Genomic DNA, 25006 nt, shown 5'->3' with positions numbered 1-25006 from the left:
GCGCTTGCCATCCCTATCGATATTCAATAGATTTCTATTGCTATTCGAGCTTGGGGGTTTGGCGATGGGGAAGCTGACAGTGCTTGCGCTGCGCGCCGTGATGGTGGTGTTGTTCGCCGGCTCGGTGTTCGTCCAGGGGGTGATGGTGGCGATGCTGGCGGGCGCCGTGGAGGAGAGCGTTCTCTCGGAGCACCGCACTCCGGCCCTCGTGATCACGGTCCTGCTCGTCGTCACCGTTCAGATCGTCCTGTTCGGTGTCTGGCGGCTGGTGACGATGGTGCGACGCGGCACCGTCTTCTCCCACGCGGCATTCCGCTACGTCCACCTCGTGATCGGCGCATTCGTCGCGGCCGCGCTCCTGGTGTTCGGGCTCGGGGTGGTCCTGGCGCCGGGCGAGGCCGTGCCGCCGGGTGTCGTGGCCCTGCTCGGCGGGGTCTCCCTGGCGGTCTTCGGGATCGCGCTCATCGTGCTCGTACTGCGGATGCTGCTCGCACAGGCCCTCGCTCGCGACGTCGAGGCGTCGCGGCTGGGGGCCGAGTTGGCAGAGGTGATCTGATGCCGATCACCGTCGACATCGACGTGATGATGGCCAAACGGAAGATGTCCGTGGGCGAACTGGCGGACCGCGTGGGGATCACGCCCGCCAACCTGGCGGTGCTCAAGAACGGCCGCGCCAAGGCGGTGCGCTTCACCACTCTCGCCGCGCTCTGCGAGGCGCTCGAGTGTCAGCCCGGAGACCTGCTGCGCTGGGAGCCCGAGAACCCCGGCGACGGTCACGGGGCCGCGCACGAATCCGGGGACTCCTTCTCGGCTGGATCCACGACGTGGTGACCGCAGCCGCGGCCGCGGACAGTGCCGACGTACTGGTGGTGGGAGCCGGACTGGCGGGACTGAACACCGCCACGCTCCTCGCCCGGCAAGGCCACGACGTGCTCCTGGCCGAACGCCGAACCAGTCTCGCCGCCGCGATACGCACCACGGGAATCTTCGTACGGAAGACACTCGACGACTTCCCGCTGCCTCCCGGCTGCCTCGGACCACCGATCCGGCGCGTGGTCCTCTACCCCCCTGACCTGCGGCGCCCGGTCAGCCTCACCAGCTCGCGCGACGAGTACCGGGTCGGCGACATGGCGCCGCTCTACGAAGCGTCGGCCGACGCCGCGGCCGACGCGGGCGTACGCATTTCACTGAGCACGCGCTACACCGGCCGGCAGGGCGGCACCTTCCAACTGGCCGGTCGTGAGGGGCCGGTCGCGGTCCGGGCCCGCTTCGTCGTCGGCGCGGACGGAGCTCGCTCAAGAGTCGCCCGTGACCTCGCCCTCGACCGGAACCGCCACCTGATCGTCGGCGCCGAAGAGGTCTTCGAACTGCCCGGAAGCGACGAGCCACCGACGTTCCACTGCGTACTGGACCCCTCGCTGGCCCCCGGATATCTGGCCTGGGTGGTCAACGACGGGCAGCACGCCCATGTCGGCGTCGCAGGCTATGCCGACCGCTATCCGGACGGTCTCCGCCGGGCCGCGGAGCGGTTCAGCGCCTCGGCGCCCGGACTGACGGGCATCGAACGTCCCGAAAAGGTGGAACGGCGCGCGGGGCCCATCCCCGTCGGCGGCCTGCTGCGCCGGATCAGCTGCGCCGAGGGGCTTCTCGTAGGGGACGCTGCGGGCGCGGTCTCCCCCCTCACCGCCGGCGGCCTGGATCCGTGCCTGCGGCAGTCGGAGCTCGCGGCCAGGGTGCTCGACGACGCGCTGCGCACCGGAAGACCGGACGCGATGACCGGCTACGACGGGGCGGCACTGCGCACCCAGTTCCGCGGACGACTCATGCTGCGCCGGGGACTGGCCCAGGTACGGACCCCCGCCGCAGCGGCAGCGGCGTTCACCCTGCTACGCACACCGTTCGGAAAGGCCGCGGCGAGCCGAGTCCTCTTCGGCGACAGATCCTTCCCGGACTCCACGCCCAAGTGAACCGGCGCGCCTGTCCGTTGGGCAGGCGCTGACGGCCGGGAAGGCGGCGGCCGGACCTTTCGCGGGGCCGGCGCGGTAGTGTCCGATCGGCCGGAGCCGGGGCCGGGGGAAGGCCGGGGAGGGGGAGAAGCCGCATGTCGTTGCAGAAGGGCGCCAACGTACCGGTGCCGGCGGTCAGTGTCCGGGTGGAGATCGGCTGGCGAGGAGGGCCGGGGGCGCCGGACGTGGACGGGTCGGCCTTGCTGCTGACGACCGGCGGCAGGGTGCGCTCGGACGATGACTTCGTCTTCTACAACCAGCCCGCGCATCCCGGTGGTTCGGTCCGTCACGAGGGCAGACGCCAGGACGGCACGGGCCCGCTGGAGACGATCCGGGTGGACCTGTCCGCGGTGGAGCGGGAGATCGGGACCGTGGTGCTCGCGGCCTCCGCGGACGGCGTCACGTTCAGCCAGGTGCCCGGCCTCTTCGTACGTGTACTGGACGCGGAGAGCGGCGCCGAGGCCGCGAGGTTCGACGTCACGGGTGCGACGACGGAGACGGCGATGCTGCTCGGGGAGCTGTACCGGCGGAACGAGGCGTGGAAGTTCCGGGCGGTGGGCCAGGGTTACGACTCCGGTCTGGCAGGTCTGGCAACCGACTTCGGGATCACCGTCGACGACCCGGGTACGCCTGCGCCTGCGCCGGCGTCCCCGCCTGCGCCCTCGCCCCCGCCCCCGTCGCAGAGCGCGCCGCCCGCACCGCCCGCGTCCGCTCGTGAAGGCGGTTACGTGCTGACCGCCATCGGCGTGGGCGGCGAAGTCTTCGGGGAGCGCGTCTGCTCCGCGGCGCCCACCCTCGCCGAGGCCGCCGGACTGGGCGCTCTCCACGAGGCGGACTACGTCACGGCCGGCCGGGACGACGGCGACGTGGTCACGCTCTACGCGCGGGACGCCGGCGGCTCGTGGTCGGTGATCGCGGCCGACGTCGATGTCGAGACCGCGCAGGAGGTCTGCCTCTGGTTCGACCTCACGCAGCACTACGGAGGTTGGTCGCGGGCGGGCACCGGACCCGGCAGCCAGACAGGCCGCCCTCTGGACCACGCGCCCACCCCCGCGAACGGGGAGATGCCCGCGGCCCGTGCGATCTCGCTGGTCGTGGAGTGGATCCGGGCACGCCGTCTGGACTACCCCACGCAGGGGCTGGCGGCGGACCGCTTCGAAGCGGGCTGGAGCGTGTACGCGCCGGTGGAGGTCGACGAAAGCGACCCCATGGCTTTCCTGGACATGCCGGTCGGCCGGTCGGTGTTCATGGTCAGCGACATCGGCCGGGTCAAGGAGGTATCGAGCTCGGTCCCTCCGCGGCAGGCGGAGGGGTTGTTCACCGCCGAGGAGGCATACGTCCGCCGCGAGCCCGCCGGAGAACGGTTCATGACCGATCTCATGGACGAGTTCATGCGGCTCGACTCCGCGTCAGGAGGCTCCGCGGGCATCAGCTCGTTCACCGTCGGCTCCCCCACCGACGAGGTGATCGCGGCCAGGGCGTCGCGGCTGATCGGCCCGATCTCGCAGCAACTCGCCCTGCTCGGCCCGCCGTCGTGGGACCGCTTCGCGGCCACGTTCTCCTTCACGGTCTCCGGCGAGGTCGCCCAGCTGCGGTTCTGGTGCGGGAACCGGACCACCGAGGCTCCGGTACCCGAGCAGATAGCCGTGCTGGTCCGCAGGCAGCGGCACCTCGCCGCGCGGATGCCGGCCGGGCCGTGGTGGCGCCTGCTGCTCACCGGCAGCCAGAACCGTGGAAGCGCCCAGATCACCACGGACTACGACTACGGCGACCGTCCCTTCCCCGACGACCAGTTGCTGGCCCCCGAGCACTACCGCAACGACCTGGCCGCCTACCCGCGCTCCGGGACACCGGCGTGGCTGGCCGAACACATCGCGGGCGCCCGAGGGCCGGAGTCGGGGAGTCCGTACTGAACGTGCCGCTGCGCCACCCCGACGCAGGCAAGGAACGACCCCGACTCCCGCCCCGGCCGCACGAGATGAGCGATACCGGCAACTCGTGGCAGCTCGGAGCAACAGGCGTGAGGGATGGGCTCGCGCGCCGCTCTGTATCGAGTCAGCCCCTCAACACTGCCGCGCGCTGCGCCATTTGACGTAATTGCCTGCTCTGCTCTGGAGTGTCCCACCTGAATCGTGGGTCCATCGGTGGTATTGGCCGCTGGTCATCCGTATCGAGGTCCGGCAGCGCGAGAGGTCCCCGCGACCTGTCCGTTCACTGTCCGTCCCGTCAGGGCTCGAACCTGACGGGACGGGTGGAGCGCCTCGGACGACCGGCACTTGCAAGGTGCCGTCGGATGACGCGGTGGCCGTTCGGCACTACGAGAAGGGCGCGCGCCGTGGCCACACGCACCGTCACCCAAGTGACCTCCTCCCCAGCCCCATCGGTCTTCGGACAGCTCGTCACCGTCACCGCCACGGTCACTTCCGCGCCCGCCGGCATGGGCACACCGACAGGCACCGTCACCTTCGTCATCTCCGGTGTCGGCGGCAGCAGTTCGACGGTGCCCCTCGATGCGAACGGGACGGCGAGCGTCACCACATCGCATCTCGGTACGGGCGTGCACACCGTGACCGCCAGCTACAACGGTTCGGCCCAGTTCTCGCCGTCCAGCCGTAGTTACCAGCACGGGGTCGTCAGGGCATCCACGCAGACCGAGGTGTCGTCGTCGCCCAATCCGTCGCAGCCGGGGATGCCGATCACCTTCACCGCAATCGTCACCGCGGTGCCCCCGGGGGCCGGAACACCCCGCGGCACGGTCATCTTCGTCATCGAAGGGCTTCCGCAAATGCCCGCGGAGTGCGACGCGAGCGGTAAGGCGACGCTCACAATCCCCGGACTCCCGGCCGGAGAGCGATCCTTTGAGGCCATCTACCGGGGCAACGAGAACTTCCTGCCCTCCTCGGACAGCGGCACACACGACGTGAACCCACCGGCGAAGAAGCCGACCACGACCACCGTGACGTCCGTACCCGATCCTTCCGTCTTCGGTCAGCCCGTCACAGTGAGCGCCTTCGTGGCCCCCGTGCCGCCCGGTACGGGAACGCCCACGGGCACGGTCACCTTCACCGTCGGCGGCCCCGGCGGCGGCACGTTCTCCGCGCCGGTCAACGCGTCCGGCGTCGCGGCCGTCACCCTGGCCTCGCTTGAGGCCGGCAACCACGGCATCACCGCGTCGTACAGCGGCGACGCCGCCTTCGCCCCGTCGGCGGGCAGCGACACCCACACCGTGGACCGGGCAGCCACAACGACGACTGTTGCCGGCTCTCCGGACCCCTCCGTCTTCGGGCAGGACGTCGCCTTCACCGCCACCGTCACGACGCAGCCGCCGGGCGCGGGAGTGCCGACGGGCGACGTCGTCTTCACCGTCGAGGGGGCGGGGACGTTCACCGTGCCGCTTGAGGCCGATGGCACCGCCGTACTCACGCTCGGCACGCTCCCGCCGGGGAGTCTCACCGTCACGGCGGCCTACAGCGGCGACGCCGAACACGCGCCGTCCAGCGGGACCGACACCCACACCGTCAACCCGGCGGACACGTCCACGAGCGTCACTTCCTCGCCCGACCCGTCGCTGCCGGGGCAGGAAGTCACCTTCACCGCCACGGTCACCGCCGTACCGCCGGGCGCAGGGGTACCGACCGGTGACGTCGTCTTCACCGTCAGCGGCGGCCCGACTCTCACCGGCACGCTGGTGGACGGTGTGGCGACCGTCGCCACGAGCGCGCTCTCCGCGGGGCCGCACACTGTCACCGCCGCCTATCAGGGTGACGCGGGGTTCGCCCCGTCCAGCGGGACCGGCACCCACACCGTCGCCGGCGCCCCGACGACCACGACGGTCGTCTCCTCGCCCGACCCGTCCGCCTTCGGCCAGTCGGTCACGTTCACCGCGGTGGTCTCTCCGGTCGCCCCCGCGACGGGAGTGCCGACGGGAACGGTCACATTCGACCTCGGGGGCGACACCATCACGGTGCCGCTGGACGCGGGCGGCGTGGCCACCGTCACCGACAGCGCGCTGCCCGCGGGGAGTTACTCCGTCACTGCCTCCTACAGCGGGGACGGCGAGTACGACCCGTCGACCGGAACCGACAGCCATACGGTCCGGCAGGCGGCGACGACGACCGTGGTGACCTCTGTTCCCGATCCGTCGGTGTTCGGGCAGGCGGTCACCTTCACCGCCACCGTCACGGCCGTCGCACCGGGGGCGGGTACGCCCACAGGCACCGTCACCTTCACCGAGAGCAGCGGCGGCACCGTCACCGTCCCGCTGAATGGAAGCGGCGTCGCCAGCATCACCTTCGCCGGACTGAACGCCGGCACCTACAGCGGCACCGCCACCTACAACGGCGACAGCAACTTCGCCCCCTCATCGGGCTCCGACACCCACGTCGTCACCCCGGCGGACACCACCACAACCGTCGACTCCACGCCCGACCCGACCCTGTTCGGACAGACCGCCACCTTCACCGCCACCGTCGCGGCGGCGGCGCCGGGAGCCGGTACGCCCTCCGGCACCGTCACCTTCACCATCGACGGCACCACGACCCTCACCGCAACACTCGCCGGAGGCACCGCCACCGTCAGCACCAACTCCCTGACGCCCGGCTCACATTCGGTCAGCGCCACCTACAACGCCACCGGCGACCCCAACTTCAACACCTCCACCGGCACCGACACCCACACCGTCAACCAGGCGGGCACGACAACGACGGTGGCCTCATCCCCCGACCCGTCCGTCTCCGGACAACCGGTCACCTTCACGGCCCAAGTGACTCCCGTGGCGCCGGGCGCCGGGGCACCCACCGGCACCGTCACCTTCGCTCTCAGCGGGAGCGGGGGAACGACGACCGTTCCCGTCGACACCGACGGCACCGCACAGCTCACCCTCAACTCCCTGCCGGCGGACAGCTATACGGTCACCGCCACCTACAGCGGCGACACCGACTTCACGGGCTCCAGCGGCACCGACACGCACACCGTCGATCCCGCCGCCACGACAACGACGGTGACCTCATCCCCCGACCCCTCCGCCGCGGGCCAGTCGGTCACCGTCCAGGCCACCGTCTCCGCGATCGCCCCCGGAGCCGGAACGCCCACCGGCACGGTCACCTTCGCCATCTCCGGCACCGGCGGCGGCACCTTCACCGAGAACCTGGACGCCAACGGAACCGCCCAACTCGCCATCGACACCCTCGGCTTGGGCTCGCACACCATCACCGCCACCTACAACGGCGACAGCGACTTCGTCTCCTCATCCGCCACGGACACCCACACCGTCGAGGTGGAGCCGTCCACCGTCACCGCTCTCACCTCGTCGCCGGACCCGTCCGTGTTCGGGCAGACGGTCACCTTCACCGCGACCGTCACACCCAGCCAGCCCGGGCCCGTACCGACCGGCACCGTCACCCTCGTCGTCTCCGGCACAGGAGGCGGCAGCTTCACCGCGCCCCTCGACGGCACCGGAACCGCTCAATTCACCCTCGACACCCTCGGCGTCGCCACCCACTCCGCCACCGCCACCTACAACGGCGACACCAATTACAGCCCCTCCGCAGGATCCGACACCCACACCGTCAACCCGGCGAACACCACCACAACCGTCAACTCCGCACCCGATCCGACCGTCTTCGGACAGGCCGTGAGCCTCACGGCCGTGGTCGCTCCCGTCGCGCCGGGCACCGGTACGCCCACCGGCACCGTCACCTTCACCATCGACGGCACAACCACCCTCACCGGAACGCTCGCCGGAGGCACCGCCACCGTCAGCACCAGCTCCCTGACGCCGGGTACCCACACAGTCGAGGCCACCTACAACGCCACCGGCGACCCCAACTTCAACACCTCCACCGGCACCGACACCCACACCGTCGACCGAGCAGCCACGACAACCACCGTCATCGGCAGTCCGGACCCGTCCGTCTTCGGGCAGCCGGTCACCTTCACGGCCACGGTCACCCCGACCGGCGCGGGCGCCGGGATGCCCACCGGAAGTGTGACGTTCACCCTCAGCGACGACGGCGGCATCACCACCGTCCCGCTCGACACCGACGGGACGGCTCAGCTCACCTTCAACTCCCTTCCGGCGGGGTCGCATTCGGTGACCGCCACCTACAGCGGCGACACCAGCTTCACCTCGTCCAGCGGCTCCGACTCCCACACTGTCAACCAGGCAGCCACCACGACCACCGTCACATCGAGCCCCGACCCCACCGTCTTCGGGCAACCGGCCGTCCTCACCGCGGTGGTGGCTCCGATCGCCCCCGGCGCGGGCACCCCGACCGGCACTGTCACCTTCAGTGTCGACGGCGGCCCCACCCTCTCCGCGGGGCTCGCCGGCGGCGTCGCCTCCGTCAGCATCAGCACGCTCCCGGCAGGCGACCACACGGTGATCGCCACCTACAACGGCGACGCCGACTTCGCGCCGTCGACGGGGACGGACACGCACACCGTCGACCGTGCCTCGACGACGACCACCTCCGTCTCCACCCCGGACCCGTCCGTCTTCGGGCAGGCGGTCACCTTCACCGCGGCCGTGGCGCCCGTCGCACCAGGCGCGGGTACGCCCACCGGCACCGTCACCTTCACCGAAAGCAGCGGCGGCACCGTCACCGTCCCGCTGGACGGAAGCGGCGTCGCCAGCATCACCTTCGCCGGACTCAACGCGGGCACCTACAGCGGCACCGCCACCTACAACGGCGACAGCAACTTCGCCCCCTCAACCGGGGTGGACACCCATGTCGTCCAGCCCGCCGCCACGACGACCGTGGCGACGTCCGTTCCCGATCCGTCGGTGTTCGGGCAGCCGGTCACCTTCACCGCCACCGTCACGGCCGCCGCACCGGGGGCGGGTACGCCCACCGGCACCGTCACCTTCACCGAAAGCAGCGGCGGCACCGTCACCGTCCCGCTGAATGGAAGCGGCGTCGCCAGCATCACCTCCGCCGGACTCAACGCAGGCACCTACAGCGGCACCGCCACCTACAACGGCGACAGCAACTTCGCCCCCTCATCCGGCTCCGACACCCACGTCGTCACCCCCGCGGACACCACCACAACCGTCGACTCCACGCCCGACCCCACCCTGTTCGGACAGACCGCCACCTTCACCGCCACCGTCGCCCCCGTCGCACCCGGCGCCGGTACGCCCTCCGGCACCGTCACCTTCACCATCGACGGCACCACCACCCTCACCGCAACACTCGCCGGAGGCACCGCCACCGTCAGCACCAACTCCCTGACGCCGGGCACACATACGGTCAGCGCCACCTACAACGCCACCGGCGACCCCAACTTCAACACCTCCACCGGCACCGACACCCACACCGTCAACCAGGCGGGCACGACAACGACGGTGGCCTCATCCCCCGACCCGTCCGTCTCCGGACAACCGGTCACCTTCACGGCGTCTGTGGTGTCGGACGTCGTAGGGGCTGTGACAGCACCTACGGGGACGGTCACGTTCCTGATCAGTGACGGCGGAGGCAGCACCACCGTCCCCCTGTCCATGGACGGTACGGCCCAGCTCATCCTCGACTCACTGCCAGCGGGCTCGCATTCGGTGACGGCCACCTACAGCGGCGACACCAACTTCACGGGCTCCAGCGGCACCGACACGCACACCGTCGATCCCGCCGCCACGACAACGACGGTGACCTCATCCCCCGACCCCTCCGCCGCGGGCCAGTCGGTCGCCGTCCACGCCACCGTCTCCGCGATCGCGCCCGGAGCCGGAACGCCCACCGGCACGGTCACCTTCGCCATCTCCGGCACCGGCGGCGGCACCTTCACCCAGGCCCTCGACGCCAACGGAACCGCCCAACTCGCCATCGACACCCTCGGCTTGGGCTCCCACACCATCACCGCCACCTATAACGGCGACACGGACCACAGCACCTCCACCGGCAACAACAACCACACCGTCGAAGTCGAACCCTCCAACACCACCACCCTCACCTCCAGCCCCGACCCGACCGTCTTCGGGCAGACCGTCACCTTCACCGCGACGGTCACACCGAGCCAGCCGGGCCCCGTGCCCACCGGCACCGTCACCTTCACCGTCTCCGGGGCCGGAGGCGGCACCTTCATCGAGAACCTGGACGCCAACGGCACCGCCACCCTCACCCTCGACACCCTCGGCGTCGCCACCCACTCCGCAACCGCCACCTACAGCGGCGACGCCGACTACGACCCCTCCACCGGTTCCGACACCCACACCGTCAACCCCGCGGCCACCACGACCACCGTCAACTCCGCACCCGACCCGACCCTGTTCGGGCAGACGGCCACCTTCACGGCCACGGTCGCGGCCGCGGCGCCCGGGGCCGGTACGCCTTCGGGCACCGTCACCTTCACCATCGACGGCACCACCACCCTCACCGGAACACTCGACGCCTCCGGCACGGCCACCGTCAGCACCAACACGCTCACCGCCGGAAGCCACTCGATCCAGGCCACCTACAACGCCACCGGAGACACCAACTACACCGCCTCCACCGGCGCCGACACCCACACGGTGCTCCCGACGGGGACGACCACCGCCGTCACCTCCGTCCCCGACCCTTCGGTCTACGGCCAGCCCGTGGCATTCACCGCCACGGTGACCTCGGACACCCCCGGCGCGACCGTGCCCACGGGTACGGTCACATTCGTCATCGACGGAGGCGGCATCGCCACCGTCCCCGTCGACAGCGGCGGGACAGCGGCACTCAGCCTCAACTCGCTGGGCGTCGGGTCGTATTCGGTGACCGCCGCTTACAACGGCGACCCCGACCACGCCGCTTCGTCCGGCTCCGACACACACACGGTCAACCAGGCGCCCACGACCACCACCGTCACATCGAGCCCGGATCCGACGGTATTCGGACAGACAGTCGTGTTCGCCTCCGTGACAGCCGTACTGGCACCTGGTGCGGGCACGCCCACGGGCACCGTCACCTTCACCATCGACGGCATCACGCTGACGGGAACCCTCGACGCGTCAGGCATCGCCGTCGTCGACGCCAGTTCGCTGCCTCCGGGCGAATACACCATCACCGGCACCTACAACGGCGACACGAACTTCACGCCGTCGACGGGCACGGACACCCACACCGTCAACCGCGCCACGACCACCACCGTGCTCGCCTCGTCGCCGGATCCGTCCGTCTACGGCCAGGAAGCCATTTTCACCGTCGTCGTCACGCCGGAGACTCCGGGTGCCGGAGTTCCCACCGGCACCGTCACCGTCACCGGCGACAGCGGAGACTCCGTCACCGTCACCCTGGACGCCGGTGGGGCCGCCACCGGCACCCTCCCGGTCTTCCCGCCCGGGTCGTACGCGGCCACCGCGACCTACAACGGCGACAGCAACTTCGCCCCCTCCAGCGGCACCGACACCCACACCGTCAACCGCGCCGCGACGACCACGCAGCTCGTGACCACTCCCGATCCGTCCGTCTACGGCGAGGAGTTCGTCCTCACCGTCGCCGTCGCCCCGGTGGCGCCGGGAGCCGGAGTCCCCACCGGGACCGTCACCGTCACCGAGAGCGGCGGCGGGTCGGTCGTCCTCCCGCTCGACTCGGGTGGGGGCGCGACCTTCACCGTCCCCGCTGTGGCTCCGGGGTCCTACGCCGCCACCGCGACCTACAACGGCGATGCCAACTTCATGGGTTCGACGGGCGCCGACACGCACGTCGTCCTCCCCGCCGCCACGACCACCACGGTCGACTCCTCACCCGATCCGACCGTGTTCGGGCAGCTCGCCACCTTCAGGGCGACGGTGGAGCCCGTGGCACCGGGCGCCGGCATCCCGGCCGGCATCGTCACTTTCACCATCGACGGCACGACCACTCTCGTCGCCACCCTGGACACCTCCGGCACGGCCACCGTCAGCACCGACGCACTCACCGCCGGAAGCCACACCGTCGAAGCCGTCTACGCCGGGGAACCGAGGTTCCTCGCGTCGGACGGCAGCGGCACCCACACCGTCGGCCAGGCGGCGACCACGACCTCGCTCGTCAGCACTCCGAGCTCCTCGGTATTCGGGCAGCCGATCACCATGACGGCGCGGGTGACGCCCGTCGCCCCCGGGGCCGGGTCTCCGACCGGCACGGTCACGTTCGTGGTGAGCGGCGGCGGGGGGACGACCACCGTCCCGCTCGACACCGACGGTACGGCCCGGCTCACCCTCAACTCTCTGAGCGCGGGCAGTTATTCGGTCACCGCGACCTATAGCGGAGACACGGGCTTCACGGCCTCCAGCGGCTCCGCCACCAACACCGTCGGCCAGGCGGCGACCACCGTGACCGTCACGGACTCGCCCGACCCCTCCGCGTCCGGGCAGACGGTCTCGATCAGCGCGACGGTGGCGCCGGTCGCGCCGGGAGCCGGTACGCCGTCGGGCACGGTCACCTTCACCATTTCCGGCAGCGGCGGGGGCACCTTCACCCAAGCCCTGGACGCCAACGGAACCGCCCAACTCAGTATCAGCACAATGGGATTGGGCTCCCACACCATCACCGCCACCTACAACGGCGACACGAACCACAGCACTTCCACCGGCACGCAGACCCACACCGTCGAGGTGGAACCCTCCAACACCACCACCCTCACCTCCGCCCCCGATCCCACGGTCTTCGGGCAGCCGGTCACCTTCACCGCCACCGTCACACCCAGCCAGCCCGGGCCCGTACCGACCGGCACCGTCACCCTCGTCGTCTCCGGGACAGGAGGCGGCACCTTCACCGCGCCCCTCGACGGCACCGGAACCGCTCTATTCACCCTCGACACCCTCGGAGTCGCCACCCACTCCGCCACCGCCACCTACAACGGCGACACCGACTACGACCCCTCCGCAGGATCCGACACCCACACCGTCAACCCGGCGAACACCACCACGACCGTCAACTCCACGCCCGATCCCACGGTGTTCGGACAAGCGGTCACCTTCACGGCACAGGTAGCACCCGTGGCGCCCGGCGCCGGAACACCCACCGGCACCGTCACCTTCACCATCGACGGCACCACCACCCTCACCGCAACGCTCGCCGGCGGAGCAGCGACCGTCAGCACCAACTCCCTGACAGCGGGCGCACATTCGGTCAGCGCCACCTACAACGCCACCGGCGACCCCAACTTCAACACCTCCACCGGCACCGACACCCACACCGTCAACCAAGCAGCCACCAGCACCACCCTGGTCAGCAGCCCGGACCCGTCCGTCTTCGGCCAGACCGCCACCTTCACGGCCCAAGTGGCCCCTGTGGCTCCGGGAGCGGGTACGCCCTCGGGCAGCGTCACCTTCACCGTCGACGGCGGAAGCGGAGGGACGACGACCGTCCCGCTCGCCGCGGACGGTTCGGCGACCCTCATCCTCAACTCACTCCCGGCGGGCGGCCATTCGGTGACCGCCGCCTACAACGGCGACACCAACTTCAGCACCTCCACCGGCACCGACACCCACACCGTCAACCAAGCAGCCACGACCACCACCGTCACATCGAGCCCGGATCCGACGGTCTTCGGACAGACCCTGGTTCTCGCCGCCGTGACCTCCGCAGTCGCACCGGGAGCCGGAACACCCACCGGCACCGTCACCTTCGTCATCAGCGGCGGCCCCACTCTGACGGGAACCCTCGACGCGTCCGGCATCGCCGTCGTCTCGGCCAATTCGCTCCCCGCCGGGCAGTACACCATCACCGGTACCTACAACGGCGACGCCAACTTCAGCACCTCCAGCGGCACCGACACCCACACCGTCAACCGCGCCAGTACGACGACGACGCTGACGTCCTCGCCCGACCCGTCCGTCTACGGCGAGGAGGCAACCTTCACGGTCACCGTCGCGGCCGTGGCGCCGGGAGCCGGTACGCCCACCGGCACCGTCACCATCGCCGGCAGCACCGGCGACTCCGTCACCGTCCCCCTGGATCCCAATGGCACCGCCACCGGCACCCTCCCGGCTTCCCCGGCCGGGTCGTACGCCGCCACCGCCACCTACAACGGCGACACCGGCTTCGCCCCCTCCAGCGGCTCCGACACCCACACCGTCAGCCGCGCCAGTACGGCAACGACGCTGACGTCCTCGCCCGATCCGTCGGCGTTCGGGCAGGCGGTCACCTTCACCGCCACCGTGACGGCCGTCGCACCCGGGGCGGGCACACCCACCGGCACCGTCACCTTCACCCAGACCGGCGGCGGGACCATCACCGTCCCGCTCGATGAGAACGGCGTCGCCAGCACCACCTCCGCCGTGCTCAACGCGGGCACCTACAGCGGCACCGCCACCTACAACGGCGACCCGAACTTCAACACGTCCACCGGCACCGACACCCACACCGTCAACCCGGCAGCCACCACAACCACCGTCAACTCGGCACCCGACCCCACCGTGGTGGGCCAGACCGCCACGTTCACCGCCACCGTCGCGGCCGTGCCACCGGGGGCGGGCACACCGGCCGGCACCGTCACCTTCACCTTCGACGGCACCACCAGCCTGACCGGGACGCTCGACAGCTCCGGCACCGCGACCGTCAGCACCAACTCCCTGACGGCCGGCGCACATTCGGTCAGCGCCACCTACAACGGCACCGGCGACCCCAACTTCGACACCTCCACCGGCACCGACACCCACACCGTCAACCGCGCCGCGACCAGCACCACGGTCTTCAGCTCTCCGAGCCCTTCGGTCTTCGGGCAGCCGATCACCTTCACGGCCCAGGTGGCACCCGTGGCGCCGGGCGCCGGGACACCCACCGGCACCGTCACCTTCGTCCTCACCGGGGGCGGAGGAAGCACGACCGTGCCCGTGGCCGTGGACGGTACGGCCCGGCTCGTCCTCGACTCACTGCCCTCGGGCAGCTACTCGGTCACAGCCACCTACAGCGGCGACGGCAGCCTCATGGGCTCGTCCGGGACCGCCTCGCTCACGGTCAACCGGGCATCCACGACCACCGTGGCCTCCGGGACACCCGATCCGTCCGCCGTGGGACAGCCCGTCTCCATCAGCGCCACCGTCTCCGCGATCGCCCCCGGCGCGGGCACCCCGAGCGGCACTGTCACCTTCACCGTCTCCGGCTCCGGCGGGGGCACCTTCACCGAGAACCTGGACGCCAACGGATTCGCCCAACTCACCACGAGCACGCTCGGGTTGGGATCCCACACCATCACCGCCACCTACAACGGCGACACCAACCACAGCATCTCCACCGGCAACAGCAGTCTCACCGTCGAAGTCGAACCCTCCAACAGCACGACTCTCACCTCGTCGCCGGACCCGTCCGTCTTCGGGCAGCCGGTCACCTTCACCGCGACGGTCACGCCCAGCCAGCCGGGCCCCGTGCCCACCGGCACCGTCTTCTTCGCCGTCTCCGGGGCGGGGGGCGGCACCTTCACCGCTCCTCTCGACGGCACCGGAACCGCTCAGTTCACCCTCGACACCCTCGGCGTCGCCACCCACTCCGCAACCGCCACCTACAGCGGCGACACCAATTACAGCCCCTCCGCAGGATCCGACACGCACACCGTCAACCCCGCAGCCACCACGACCACCGTCAACTCCGCACCCGATCCGACCCTGTTCGGGCAGACCGCCACCTTCACCGCCACCGTCGCCCCCGTACCACCGGGCGCCGGTACACCCACCGGCACCGTCACCTTCACCATCGACGGCACCACCACCCTCACCGGAACACTCGCCGGAGGCACGGCCACCGTCAGCACCAACACACTCACCGCCGGAAGCCACACGATCCAGGCCACCTACAACGCCGCCGCAGACACCAACTACAGCGCCTCCACCGGCACCGACACCCACACCGTCAACCAGGCGGCCACCACCACGGTCGTGGTCAGCAGCCCGGACCCGTCCGTCTTCGGACAGCCCGCCACCTTCACCGCACTGGTCTCTCCGGTCGCTCCCGCATCGGGAGTTCCCACGGGTACGGTCACCTTCACCGTCAGCGGCGGAGGCACCTCGACCGTGCCGGTGGCCTTGGACGGCACGGCCCAGGCCACCTTCAACTCCCTGCCGTCCGGGAGCCTTTCGGTGACGGCCGCCTACAACGGCGGCACCGACTTCGCCTCGTCGACCGGTACGGACACCCACACGGTCAATCCGGCGGCCACCACGACCGCCGTCGCCAGCGCCCCCGACCCCTCGTCCTTCGGACAGACGGCCACCTTCACCGCCACCGTCGCCCCCGTCGCACCCGGCGCCGGAACACCCACCGGCACCGTCACCTTCACCATCGGCAGCACCACACTGACCGGAACCCTCGGCGGCTCCGGAACCGCCACGGTCAGCACCAGCGGCCTCCCCGTCGGCACCTACGTCGCCACCGCCACCTACAACGGCGACCCGAACTTCAACACCTCCACCGGCACCGACACCCACACCGTCAACCGCACCGCGACCACCACCTCGGTCGCCGGCGCCCCCGACCCCTCGTCCTTCGGGCAGGCGGCGACCTTCACCGCCACCGTCACCTCGAACGTTCCCGGAGCGGGTACGCCCACGGGCACAGTCACGTTCCTGTTCGACGGCACCACTCCAGTCAGCGCGCCTCTCGTGAACGGCGTCGCCACCGTCACCAGCAGCGGTCTGGCCCCGGGTACGCACACGGTCACCGCGAACTACAGCGGCGCCTCCGACTTCGCCCCATCGAGCGGAGCGGACGCCCATACGGTGATCCGGGCAGCGACCACCACGACGCTCGTCTCATCGCCGGACCCCTCACTGCCGGGCCGGGTCGTCACCTTCACGGCGACCGTCACCACGGCGCCGCCCGCACCGGGGACGCCCACCGGGACGGTCACCTTCGTCATCGGGGGCGGCGGAGGAGGCACCTTCACGGCGCCACTGGTGAACGGAGTGGCCGTCATCACCAACAGGGGGCTGGAGGTCGGACCGCACGCCGTCACCGCCACCTACAACGGCGACAGCAACTTCAGTCCGTCCACCGGCACCGACACCCACACCGTCACTCCGTGACGGTCACGGGCCCACGGCGGCGCCCGTGGGCCCGTACCGGTGCCGCGCTGCCGGTCCCGTGCGTGAGGGCCGCGCTCGTACGGACGTCAACTGCTATGCGGTGTCTCGAATCGGATCGCATTTGCTGTGCGATTGGTCTCGATGTCTTGCAGGTGCGAGATCCTCCGCATAGTTTGCGCGCATGCAGAGCTACACGATCGGCCAGGCGGCCCGCCTCCTCGGCGTCAGTCCCGACACGGCCCGTCGCTGGGCCGACGCGGGCAGGGTCGCCACCCATCGCGACGAGGGGGGACGCCGACTCATCGACGGCAAGGATCTGGCCGCCTTCTCCGTCGAGATGGGCCAGGGCGGGCTCGGTGAGGAGGACGGTTCCTACACCTCGGCCCGCAACGCCTTCCCCGGCATCGTCACCGCCGTCAAGGTCGGCGACGTCGCGGCGCAGGTGGAGATCCAGGCCGGTCCGCACCGGCTGGTGTCGCTGTTGACGCGCGAGGCCGTCGAGGAGCTGGGCCTGGAGGTCGGCATGCAGGCCACCGCCAGGGTGAAGTCGACCAACGTGCACATCGACCGCACCTGAGCACCGGTGCCACGGAGCCCGTCAGCGAACCCCGCCGGCCGCCCCCGCCCGGCGCGTCCCGCCCCGTCCGGCCACGCCTTCCCGTCCGTACCGTCAAGGAGTCTCAACTTCATGTCATCCACGGTCATATGGCGGCGTGCCGCCGCCGCGATCACCACTGCCGCGCTCCTCATACCGCTGTCCGCCTGCGGCAGTGACAAGAAGGACGGCGGCGCCGACGACGAGCCGGGCAGCGCCCCGAACGCCGAAAAAGCCGAACTCACCGTCCTCGCCGCCTCGTCGCTCACCGACGTCTTCAAGACCGCCGGGAAGACGTACGAGAAGGAGCACCCGGGTACGGAGGTCACGTTCTCCTTCGCGGGATCACAGGAGCTGGCCGCGCAGGTCAAGCAGGGCGCACCCGCCGACGCGCTGGTGACCGCCGACACCAAGACCATGGACGGGCTGAAGGCCGACACCGGCGCCTCGACCGTCATCGCGAAGAACCGGCTGGTCATCGCCACCGGCAAGGACAACCCGGAGAAGGTCCGGAGCCTGAAGGACCTCGCGGACCCCGAGTTGAAGGTCGTACTGGCCGCTCCCGAGGTGCCCGTCGGCCGCTACAGCCGCGAGGTACTCGACAAGCAGAAGATCGACGTCAAGCCGGTCTCGCAGGAGCCCAACGTGCGGGCCGTGCTGAGCAAGGTGCAACTCGGAGAGGCCGACGCGGGCGTCGTCTACAGGACCGACGCGGCGACCGTCCCCGACAAGGTCGACGCGATCAAGATCCCCGACGACCAGAACGCCGTCGCCTCCTACCCCGCCGCCACCCTCAAGTCGTCGAAGAACGCCAAGGCCGCCGGTGCCTTCGTGAAGTGGCTCAGCACCCCGGAGGCGCAGAAGCTCCTGCGCGACGCCGGCTTCCAGAAGCCGTAACCGCCCGACGGGACGCCCGGGGGCCGCCGTCCGGTGAACGGCCTCGCGGCCCCCGGCCCCGGCCGGCCGCACGCATCTCAACTCCCAGCCCAGGAACCGACGATGAGCCGTCCCAACCGTCTCCCCGCACCCGGCACCCGCACGCCGACAGCTCTCGCGGTGCCCGCGCTGCTCGCCGTGGCGTTCCTGCTGCTGCCCCTGGCCGGCATCCTCGCCCGGACCGAATGGGATCAACTCGGCTCGCACCTGACCGGCCCCGGCGTCACCGAAGCGCTCCGGCTGTCCCTGCTGGTGTCCTTCTGCGCTCTCGGGCTGTCCCTCGTCCTGGGCGTGCCGCTGGCCTGGCTGCTGGCCCGCGTCCGCTTCCCCGGCAAGGCGCTCGTGCGCTCGCTCGTACTGCTGCCGATGGTGCTGCCGCCGACCGTCGGCGGCGTCGCCCTGCTGCTCGGCTTCGGCCGCCGCGGACTCCTCGGGCCCTGGCTGGAGGACGACTTGGGCATCGTCCTGCCCTTCCACGTCTCCGGTGCCGTCGTCGCCGCGACCTTCGTGGCCATGCCCTTCCTGGTCATCAGCCTCGAAGGCACCCTCGCGGGCCTCCGGCCGAGTTACGAGGAGACGGCGGCCTCTCTCGGGGCCTCGCCGGCACGGGTGTTCCTCACCGTCACCCTCCCCATGGCCGCCCCCGGGCTGGCCGCCGGGTCGGCCCTCACCTGGGCCCGCGCGCTGGGCGAGTTCGGCGCCACCATCACCTTCGCCGGGAACCTTCCCGGAACGACCCAGACCCTTCCCCTCCAGGTCTACCTCCTCCTCCAGGACCGCCCGGAGGCCGCGACCTCCGTGTCCCTGCTGCTGCTCGCCGTCGCCATGGCCGTCCTCGTCGCCCTGCGCGGACGCTGGACCGGCGCCACCGGCGACCGCGCCGCGGGCAGGTACGACGCGAGCAAGGACAACGGGCCGGAGGGAGAGAGCCAGCAGACGGAGGCGGACAGCGCACGCAGCGCACGGCCCGCCATGGCGGCGCTCTCAACTCCCGGGCAGCAGTGGGCCCTTCGGGCTGAGGTCACCGGCTTCAACGACGTCGCCCTCGACGCCCCGGGCGGCACCACCATCGCCGTCGTCGGGCCCAACGGCGCCGGCAAGACCACCCTGCTGCGCGCCCTCCTCGGGCTCACCCCCCGCGCCCACGCCCGGCTGCGACTCGGCGGCACCGACGTCACGGCCCTGCCCCCGCACCGCCGCGGCGTGGCCTGGGTACCGCAGGACGGAGCGCTCTTCCCGCACCTCACGGCTCTCGCCAACACCGCGTACGGGCTGCGCACCCAGGGCGTGGGCCGGGCCGAGGCGCGCCGCACCGCGCAGGAGTGGCTGGACCGGCTCGGCGTCGGGCACCTGAGCCGCCGCAAGCCCTCCCAGCTCTCCGGCGGGCAGGCCCAACGCGTCGCCCTGGCACGGGCGTTGGCCGCCCGCCCACGGCTGCTCCTCCTCGACGAGCCCCTCGCCGCGCTCGACCAGACCACCCGCGCCCAGGTACGGCACACCCTGCGCACGCACCTCGGAGGCTTCGGCGGAGTCTGCCTGCTGGTCACCCACGACCCCGTGGAGGCCATCTCGCTCGGCGACCGCGTACTCGTCCTCGACGACGGACGGACGCTCCAGGACGACGCACCCGGCGAGGTCTCCCGCCACCCCCGCTCGCCGTGGGTGGCGCGGATGCTCGGCCGCAACGCCTGGGCGTGCACGGCCGGTTCGGACGGGACGCTCTCGCTCGCCGGCGGCGGAACCCTCGTCGTCGCCGACCCCGTCGGCACGGGCACGAGCACACTCGCGATCATCGCCCCGGAGGCCGTCTCCCTGCACCGCGAACGTCCCGCGGGGAGTCCCCGCAACAACTGGCCCGGGACCGTACGCGAGATCACCGCCGTCGGCAGCCGCCTCCGCGTCGTCGTCGCCTCCGACCAGGTCCCCGACCTCGTCGCCGAGATCACCCCGCAGGCTGCGAGCGAGCTCGGACTCGCCGACGGCACAGACGTGTGGACCAGCGTCAAGGCGACCGAGATCACCGTGGTCACGCCGTAGGCGGCGCCGGGCCGCAGGGCGCGGGCGCGAACACTCCGGTTCCGGTTCCCCGGCGGCGGAGAACGTGATTGCGTACCGGCGCCCCGGAGCGATACGACGGCGGAGACGCGACGAGCCCGGCATCGTCAGGGGAGAACGTGGAGGCGTGAATGTCGTCGGAGACGACGCGACCGAACCGCACCGTGGCCGCACTCGAGGAGGTGAGCGTCCGCCGCTTCACCACGGGCCAGGTCATCCTCGACGGCGTCGACTGGACCGTGGAGCCGAGCGAGCACTGGGCGCTGCTCGGCCCGAACGGCGCGGGCAAGACGACTCTGCTGCGGCTCCTCGGCGCCGTGATGCACCCCACGAGCGGGACGGTGACCGTGCTGGGCCACCGCCTCGGACGGGTCGACGTACGGGAGTTGCGCGCGTACATCGGGCACGTCTCGCCCTCCCAGCGCGTGCCGGAAGACCTCAGCGCCCACGGCGTCGTACTCACCGGCGCCACCGGCACGGTCCAGCCGCTGTGGGGCAAGTACGACCTCGCGGCCCGCGAACAGGCCTACCGCCTCCTCGGCGAGCTGGGGTGCAAGGAGCTGGCCGACCGCCCGTACGGCGTGTGTTCGGGAGGTCAGCGCGCTCGCATCCTGATCGCGAGGGCCCTGATGCCCGACCCGTCTCTGCTGCTGCTCGACGAGCCCTTCAACGCGCTCGACCTCCCCTCACGGGAGGATCTGATCGATGCCCTGCGCCGCCTGGCCGCGGGGCGTCCCCGGCTCGCCACCATCACGGTCACCCATCATCTGGAGGAGCTGCCGCCCACCACGAGCCACGCGCTGCTGCTGCGCGAAGGGCGCGTGTACGCGCGCGGCACGGCCGAAGAAGTGCTCACCGGCGCCCACATGACGTCCTGTTTCGGACGTCCCATCGCGGTGGCCCGGCGGGACGGCCGCTGGTCGGCCCGCTCGGCACAGCTGTGAAGCGGCGGAAGCCGTCGCACCCGCCCGTCCGGCTCCGAACTGACCGCATCCGTCCGGCCCGTCCGCCCCGTCCGCCCCGTCTGTCACGTACGACGGATCAGGACGGCGCACCGGACAGGACCGACACCTCGCCGGTGTCGAGCGAGTAGTACGCGCCGACCACGGCGAGGGCGCCCTTCGCCACGAGCGGGGCGAGGTCGTTGTTGGAGCGCAGACCGGCCGCGGTCAGCCTGACCTGGGCACGGGCCATGGTCTCGACCGGGTCTGGGCCGTCTTCCCGGACGGCCACCCGGTAGGCGGGCCGCAGAGCGTCGACGATCGCCTGCAAGTTGCCCGGCAGAGGCTGGTCGTCGCGGATCGACTTGTACGCCGCCGCGACCGCGCCGCAGCGCTGGTGCCCGAGGACCACGATGAGCGGGGTGCCGCCCGTCACGGGCCCGTACTCGACGGAGCCGGTGACCACCGGGCCGACCGCCTCCCCGCCCGTGCGCATCACGTACAGGGCGCCCAGCCCGGTGTCGAAGATGAGTTCCGGCGGCACGCGGGAGTCAATGCACGAGAGGACCGCCCCGAAGGGGTCCTGCTGAATCTGCGCCACGAGTTCGCGCCGGTCCGGATCCCGGTCGGGGTGCTGAAGGTCCCCGCTCACCCAGCGCTCGTTGCCTTCCATCAGTCGCTCGAAGGCCTCGGCGGGCGTGATCCGGCTCCTGTGCGGCGAACCGCCGGCGGCCGACGCCACCGCCGGGCTCGATGAACCGCCCACGAGCGCGACCGTGGCGGCCCCCAGTCCACCGGTCAGCAGCGCTCTGCGGTCCGGGCACCCTGCTCCATGCATCCGTCGTCCCTCTCCATGCTGCTCGGACAAGTCGCCCCGCCGGCATGTCCCTGTGTCCTGGCCACGGCAATTGTTCAGGCGGCGCGAGCGGGCGGCGGGCAGGCACACGCGGGGGCGGAGGGCTTCGCCACCGACGGCGTACGGCGGTCTCGAACAGGGCGGCGCCTGGCCGCGGTTGGCCCGTCAGCCCGTGCTCTTGCGTCCCACGAGATGGAAGACGCGACTGAGTTGGCGGTACGGGTCGCGCCGCCCGGCTTCGAGCTCGACCGCGGCCGTCGCCGCCGTCTGCTGCGCGTCGCCCGGGTCCAGTTGCGCTCCGCCGAATTCGAGCCAGTCGACGAACAGCCACACCCCGTACCAGCGCAGCGGCTCCACGCCGCGTCCGCGCAGGAGCTCGCCGAGCTCCTCGACCGTGTCGGCCCGGCCCGGCACTCCGAGCACCCCGACCTCGCGCCTGGAGTCGAAGGCCGTCAGGGCGTCGTCCCACCGTCGTTCCAGGGCCGGGCGCACCGCCATCGCCTTGGCGTTGGCCGTCATGACCGAGACGAGGCCGCCGGCTGCGGCGCACCGGCACAGCTGGTCGACCAGCGGCTCGGGGTGTTCCAGGTAGCCGAGCACGCCATGGCACAGCACGGCGGCGAAGCGCCGGCCCTCCACTGCCTCGTCGGCGCTCTCGCCGTCGGCCCGCACGAGCGTCACCCGTCGCCGGGCCTCGGCGGGCAGTTGCCCGAGCCGCTGCCGGGCCTTGTCGAGCATCGCTTGCGACGGGTCGAGCAACGTCACGTCGTAACCGGCTCTGGCCAGCGGAAACGACTGATGGCCCGCGCCGCCGCCGACGTCGAGCACGGGCGCCGGCGGGGCAGGCAGATGCTCCAGCAACTGCTGGTGCATCACGTAGGTGCGCACGTGCCCCTTCACGGAGGCGTACGCCTCATCGGCGAAGTCGTCGGCCAGAGCGGCCCAGATGTCGTCGTCCACGAGGCCACGGTACTGGTTAGTGGTTAGTAACTGGTAATCTGATCTCCGTGGCTGCGCGGATGAGCGGATCGGAGCGGCGATCGCAGGTACTGGGGATCGCCGCGGGAGAGTTCGCGGATCATGGACTTCACGGGGCGTCGATCGAGGCGATCGCGCGCGAGGCGGGCATCACGCAGGCCTATGTGTTCCGGATGTTCAAGACCAAGAAGGCCCTGTTCCTGGAGCTGGTCGGCGCGGCCTTCGACCGCTTCAGCGACGGCATGGCGCAAGCCGCCACGGGGGCACGGGGCTTGAGCGCGCTGGCGAGGATGGGAGCGCAGTACCACGAGGCGCTGGCCGACCGCACCACTCTGCTGTTGCAGCTTCAGGGGTTCGCCGCCTGCGGTGACGGGGAGGTCCGCGATCTGGTGCGGGCGCGGGTGGCCCACATGTGGGACACGGTCGCCGGCACGACGGAGCTCGACCCGGTGACGGTGAAGTCGTTTCTCGCCTTCGGGATGCTGCTCAACAACATGGCCGCCCTGGAGGCCGACGACGTGGACGAGCCGTGGGCCGAGGGGGTACGCACGCGGATCCAGGCGGGGCTGTTCGAGCACATCAGCACCGACACCAACCGGTGAAAGCCGCCCCGGACACCGGCCGGCCTGCGACGGCAGGGGCCGGGAGTCCCAACTCCCGGCCCCACCCCCCTGATTGCCGCCCCTGACCAGAACCAGGGACGACCGGCCGTCAGCGGCCGGCTCGCGGCACCCGGGTCACTTGAAAACCCACAGCTCCACGCCCCAGGGCAGCACCCTGCACTCGTGAGCGAGCCACCAGCCGAGGACGTCGCCCAGGCTGCCGCGGTCGGAGCACGCCTGCACCGTGTCGTACGTCCCCTCCTGCAGCCAGATCGGAGCGGCCTTCTCCGCTCCCCGTGAGGAGACCGTCTCCGTCGGCGTCGCGCTGTCGGCCTGCGCGACACCGGCCGCTCCCCCGAGCATGGCCGCGACGGCGACTCCCGCCACGCCCATGCGTGCGAATGTTCTCATTTCCCCCTGCCTTTCCATGTGCTGGTTCTGTTCTCCTGATCCGAAATGCACTGCCGGCGCCGGCCGTTCGTACGCTAGAACCTTCAGTGCGGTGGAGCTTCAAGCGGTTGTGACCCAGATCACAGAATCTGCTGGTCAGTTGGCCTCGGACCGCCGCGGCGAGCGAGACACTCAGCGGCCGCGCTTGCGCTGCTTGCGCTTCGCGCGCGCCAGCGCGTGCTTGCGGTCCGCCTCGGCACGCTTCCGCTCCCTGGACTCCGCGCGGGAAAGGGACTTGCGCTGTTCCAGCTCCTGACGGAGGGCTTCCTGGGACGCGGTGCTCCGCCGCCCCTGTGCCACCCGTGCCGCCTCGCGGGCCGCAAGTCTCATGGCCCGCTTGGGACTGGGGCGCCCCGCGCTCCGAGTCCCGGCGGGAACCGGGGGGCTGGCCTGCGCGCGTTCGAGGAGAGCCATGCCGTGCCGCAGCAGGAACGCGTACAACTCGGCGTCGGTCGGCTCGCCGCCGAACACGTGCCGGGTCGCGCGTACTTGACCCGACTCGGCGGTCTCCAGCACTCCGGCCCAGAACGAGCCTTCGAAACACAGTGTGAACGTCACGGAAGCGGACGCAGAAGCGGACACGGTCTCTCCAGGGCACACGAACCGCCGGCCTGACGGGCCGGAT

The 25006-nt window shown here is 71.1% G+C and carries 13 protein-coding genes and 1 pseudogene; 10 read left to right on the top strand and 4 right to left on the bottom strand.

Going from position 1 to position 25006, the window contains the following annotated elements:
* The first annotated feature begins 64 nt into the window (after positions 1-64).
* From QQM67_RS25270 to QQM67_RS25230, 9 genes and pseudogenes are all read left to right on the top strand, one after another.
* Positions 65-556 (top strand): DUF2975 domain-containing protein, encoded by a 492-nt coding sequence (locus QQM67_RS25270; RefSeq protein WP_314176732.1) that lies wholly within the window; start codon positions 65-67, stop codon positions 554-556.
* Entirely contained in the window at positions 556-831 is a 276-nt protein-coding gene (locus QQM67_RS25265) for a helix-turn-helix domain-containing protein (protein ID WP_314176730.1), read from the top strand. Before QQM67_RS25270 ends, QQM67_RS25265 begins: the two co-directional genes overlap by 1 nt.
* A complete protein-coding gene (locus tag QQM67_RS25260; RefSeq protein ID WP_314176728.1) occupies positions 825-1967 on the top strand; it encodes an NAD(P)/FAD-dependent oxidoreductase in 1143 nt (380 codons plus the stop codon). The genes QQM67_RS25265 and QQM67_RS25260 overlap by 7 nt, the downstream gene beginning before the upstream one ends.
* Before the next feature lie 134 nt (positions 1968-2101).
* Positions 2102-2719, top strand: a pseudogene (locus QQM67_RS30785) (TerD family protein); the annotation flags it as partial.
* A 1646-nt stretch (positions 2720-4365) separates the two neighbouring features.
* The gene (locus QQM67_RS25250; protein ID WP_314176726.1) at positions 4366-16968 is read left to right on the top strand and encodes an Ig-like domain-containing protein; all 12603 of its coding nucleotides are present in this window, start codon (positions 4366-4368) and stop codon (positions 16966-16968) included.
* Positions 16969-17149: 181 nt separating this feature from the next.
* Positions 17150-17545: a TOBE domain-containing protein gene (locus tag QQM67_RS25245; RefSeq protein WP_314176725.1), complete on the top strand. Its 396-nt coding sequence runs from the start codon at positions 17150-17152 to the stop codon at positions 17543-17545.
* A gap of 111 nt (positions 17546-17656) precedes the next feature.
* On the top strand, positions 17657-18460 hold the full coding sequence (modA, locus tag QQM67_RS25240; RefSeq protein WP_314176724.1) for a molybdate ABC transporter substrate-binding protein: 804 nt from the start codon (positions 17657-17659) through the stop codon (positions 18458-18460).
* A gap of 102 nt (positions 18461-18562) precedes the next feature.
* Positions 18563-20536: an ABC transporter permease gene (locus QQM67_RS25235; RefSeq protein WP_314176722.1), complete on the top strand. Its 1974-nt coding sequence runs from the start codon at positions 18563-18565 to the stop codon at positions 20534-20536.
* 149 nt (positions 20537-20685) lie between these two features.
* Positions 20686-21498, top strand: a complete 813-nt coding sequence (locus QQM67_RS25230; protein WP_314176720.1) for an ABC transporter ATP-binding protein — start codon at positions 20686-20688, stop codon at positions 21496-21498.
* Positions 21499-21595: 97 nt separating this feature from the next.
* Here the strand turns inward: QQM67_RS25230 and QQM67_RS25225 are convergent, their stop codons facing one another.
* Both QQM67_RS25225 and QQM67_RS25220 read right to left on the bottom strand, forming a co-directional pair.
* Positions 21596-22333 (bottom strand): carbonic anhydrase, encoded by a 738-nt coding sequence (locus QQM67_RS25225; RefSeq protein ID WP_314176718.1) that lies wholly within the window; start codon positions 22331-22333, stop codon positions 21596-21598.
* A 183-nt stretch (positions 22334-22516) separates the two neighbouring features.
* Positions 22517-23311: a class I SAM-dependent methyltransferase gene (locus QQM67_RS25220; RefSeq protein ID WP_314176716.1), complete on the bottom strand. Its 795-nt coding sequence runs from the start codon at positions 23309-23311 to the stop codon at positions 22517-22519.
* A gap of 47 nt (positions 23312-23358) precedes the next feature.
* Here QQM67_RS25220 and QQM67_RS25215 point away from each other — a divergent pair, with 47 nt between their 5' ends.
* The gene (locus QQM67_RS25215) at positions 23359-23931 is read left to right on the top strand and encodes a TetR/AcrR family transcriptional regulator (protein ID WP_314176714.1); all 573 of its coding nucleotides are present in this window, start codon (positions 23359-23361) and stop codon (positions 23929-23931) included.
* 135 nt (positions 23932-24066) lie between these two features.
* Here the strand turns inward: QQM67_RS25215 and QQM67_RS25210 are convergent, their stop codons facing one another.
* Together QQM67_RS25210 and QQM67_RS25205 are read right to left on the bottom strand one after the other, a co-directional pair.
* A complete protein-coding gene (locus QQM67_RS25210; protein ID WP_314176712.1) occupies positions 24067-24342 on the bottom strand; it encodes a hypothetical protein in 276 nt (91 codons plus the stop codon).
* A gap of 171 nt (positions 24343-24513) precedes the next feature.
* Entirely contained in the window at positions 24514-24939 is a 426-nt protein-coding gene (locus tag QQM67_RS25205; protein WP_314176711.1) for a YjdF family protein, read from the bottom strand.
* Between the last annotated feature and the right edge of the window lie 67 nt (positions 24940-25006).

The sequence above is a fragment of the Streptomyces winkii genome (assembly GCF_032248595.1).
Classification (GTDB): domain Bacteria; phylum Actinomycetota; class Actinomycetes; order Streptomycetales; family Streptomycetaceae; genus Streptomyces; species Streptomyces winkii.
This window is presented reverse-complemented; position numbering and strand designations above follow the sequence as displayed.

Coding starts and splice junctions, on each gene's coding strand:
- QQM67_RS25265 (WP_314176730.1), top strand. CDS start 556: ATGCCGATCACCGTCGACATCGACGTGATGATGGCCAAACGGAAGATG.
- QQM67_RS25230 (WP_314176720.1), top strand. CDS start 20,686: ATGTCGTCGGAGACGACGCGACCGAACCGCACCGTGGCCGCACTCGAG.
- QQM67_RS25245 (WP_314176725.1), top strand. CDS start 17,150: ATGCAGAGCTACACGATCGGCCAGGCGGCCCGCCTCCTCGGCGTCAGT.
- QQM67_RS25270 (WP_314176732.1), top strand. CDS start 65: ATGGGGAAGCTGACAGTGCTTGCGCTGCGCGCCGTGATGGTGGTGTTG.
- QQM67_RS25235 (WP_314176722.1), top strand. CDS start 18,563: ATGAGCCGTCCCAACCGTCTCCCCGCACCCGGCACCCGCACGCCGACA.
- modA (WP_314176724.1), top strand. CDS start 17,657: ATGTCATCCACGGTCATATGGCGGCGTGCCGCCGCCGCGATCACCACT.
- QQM67_RS25210 (WP_314176712.1), bottom strand. CDS start 24,342: ATGAGAACATTCGCACGCATGGGCGTGGCGGGAGTCGCCGTCGCGGCC.
- QQM67_RS25225 (WP_314176718.1), bottom strand. CDS start 22,333: ATGCATGGAGCAGGGTGCCCGGACCGCAGAGCGCTGCTGACCGGTGGA.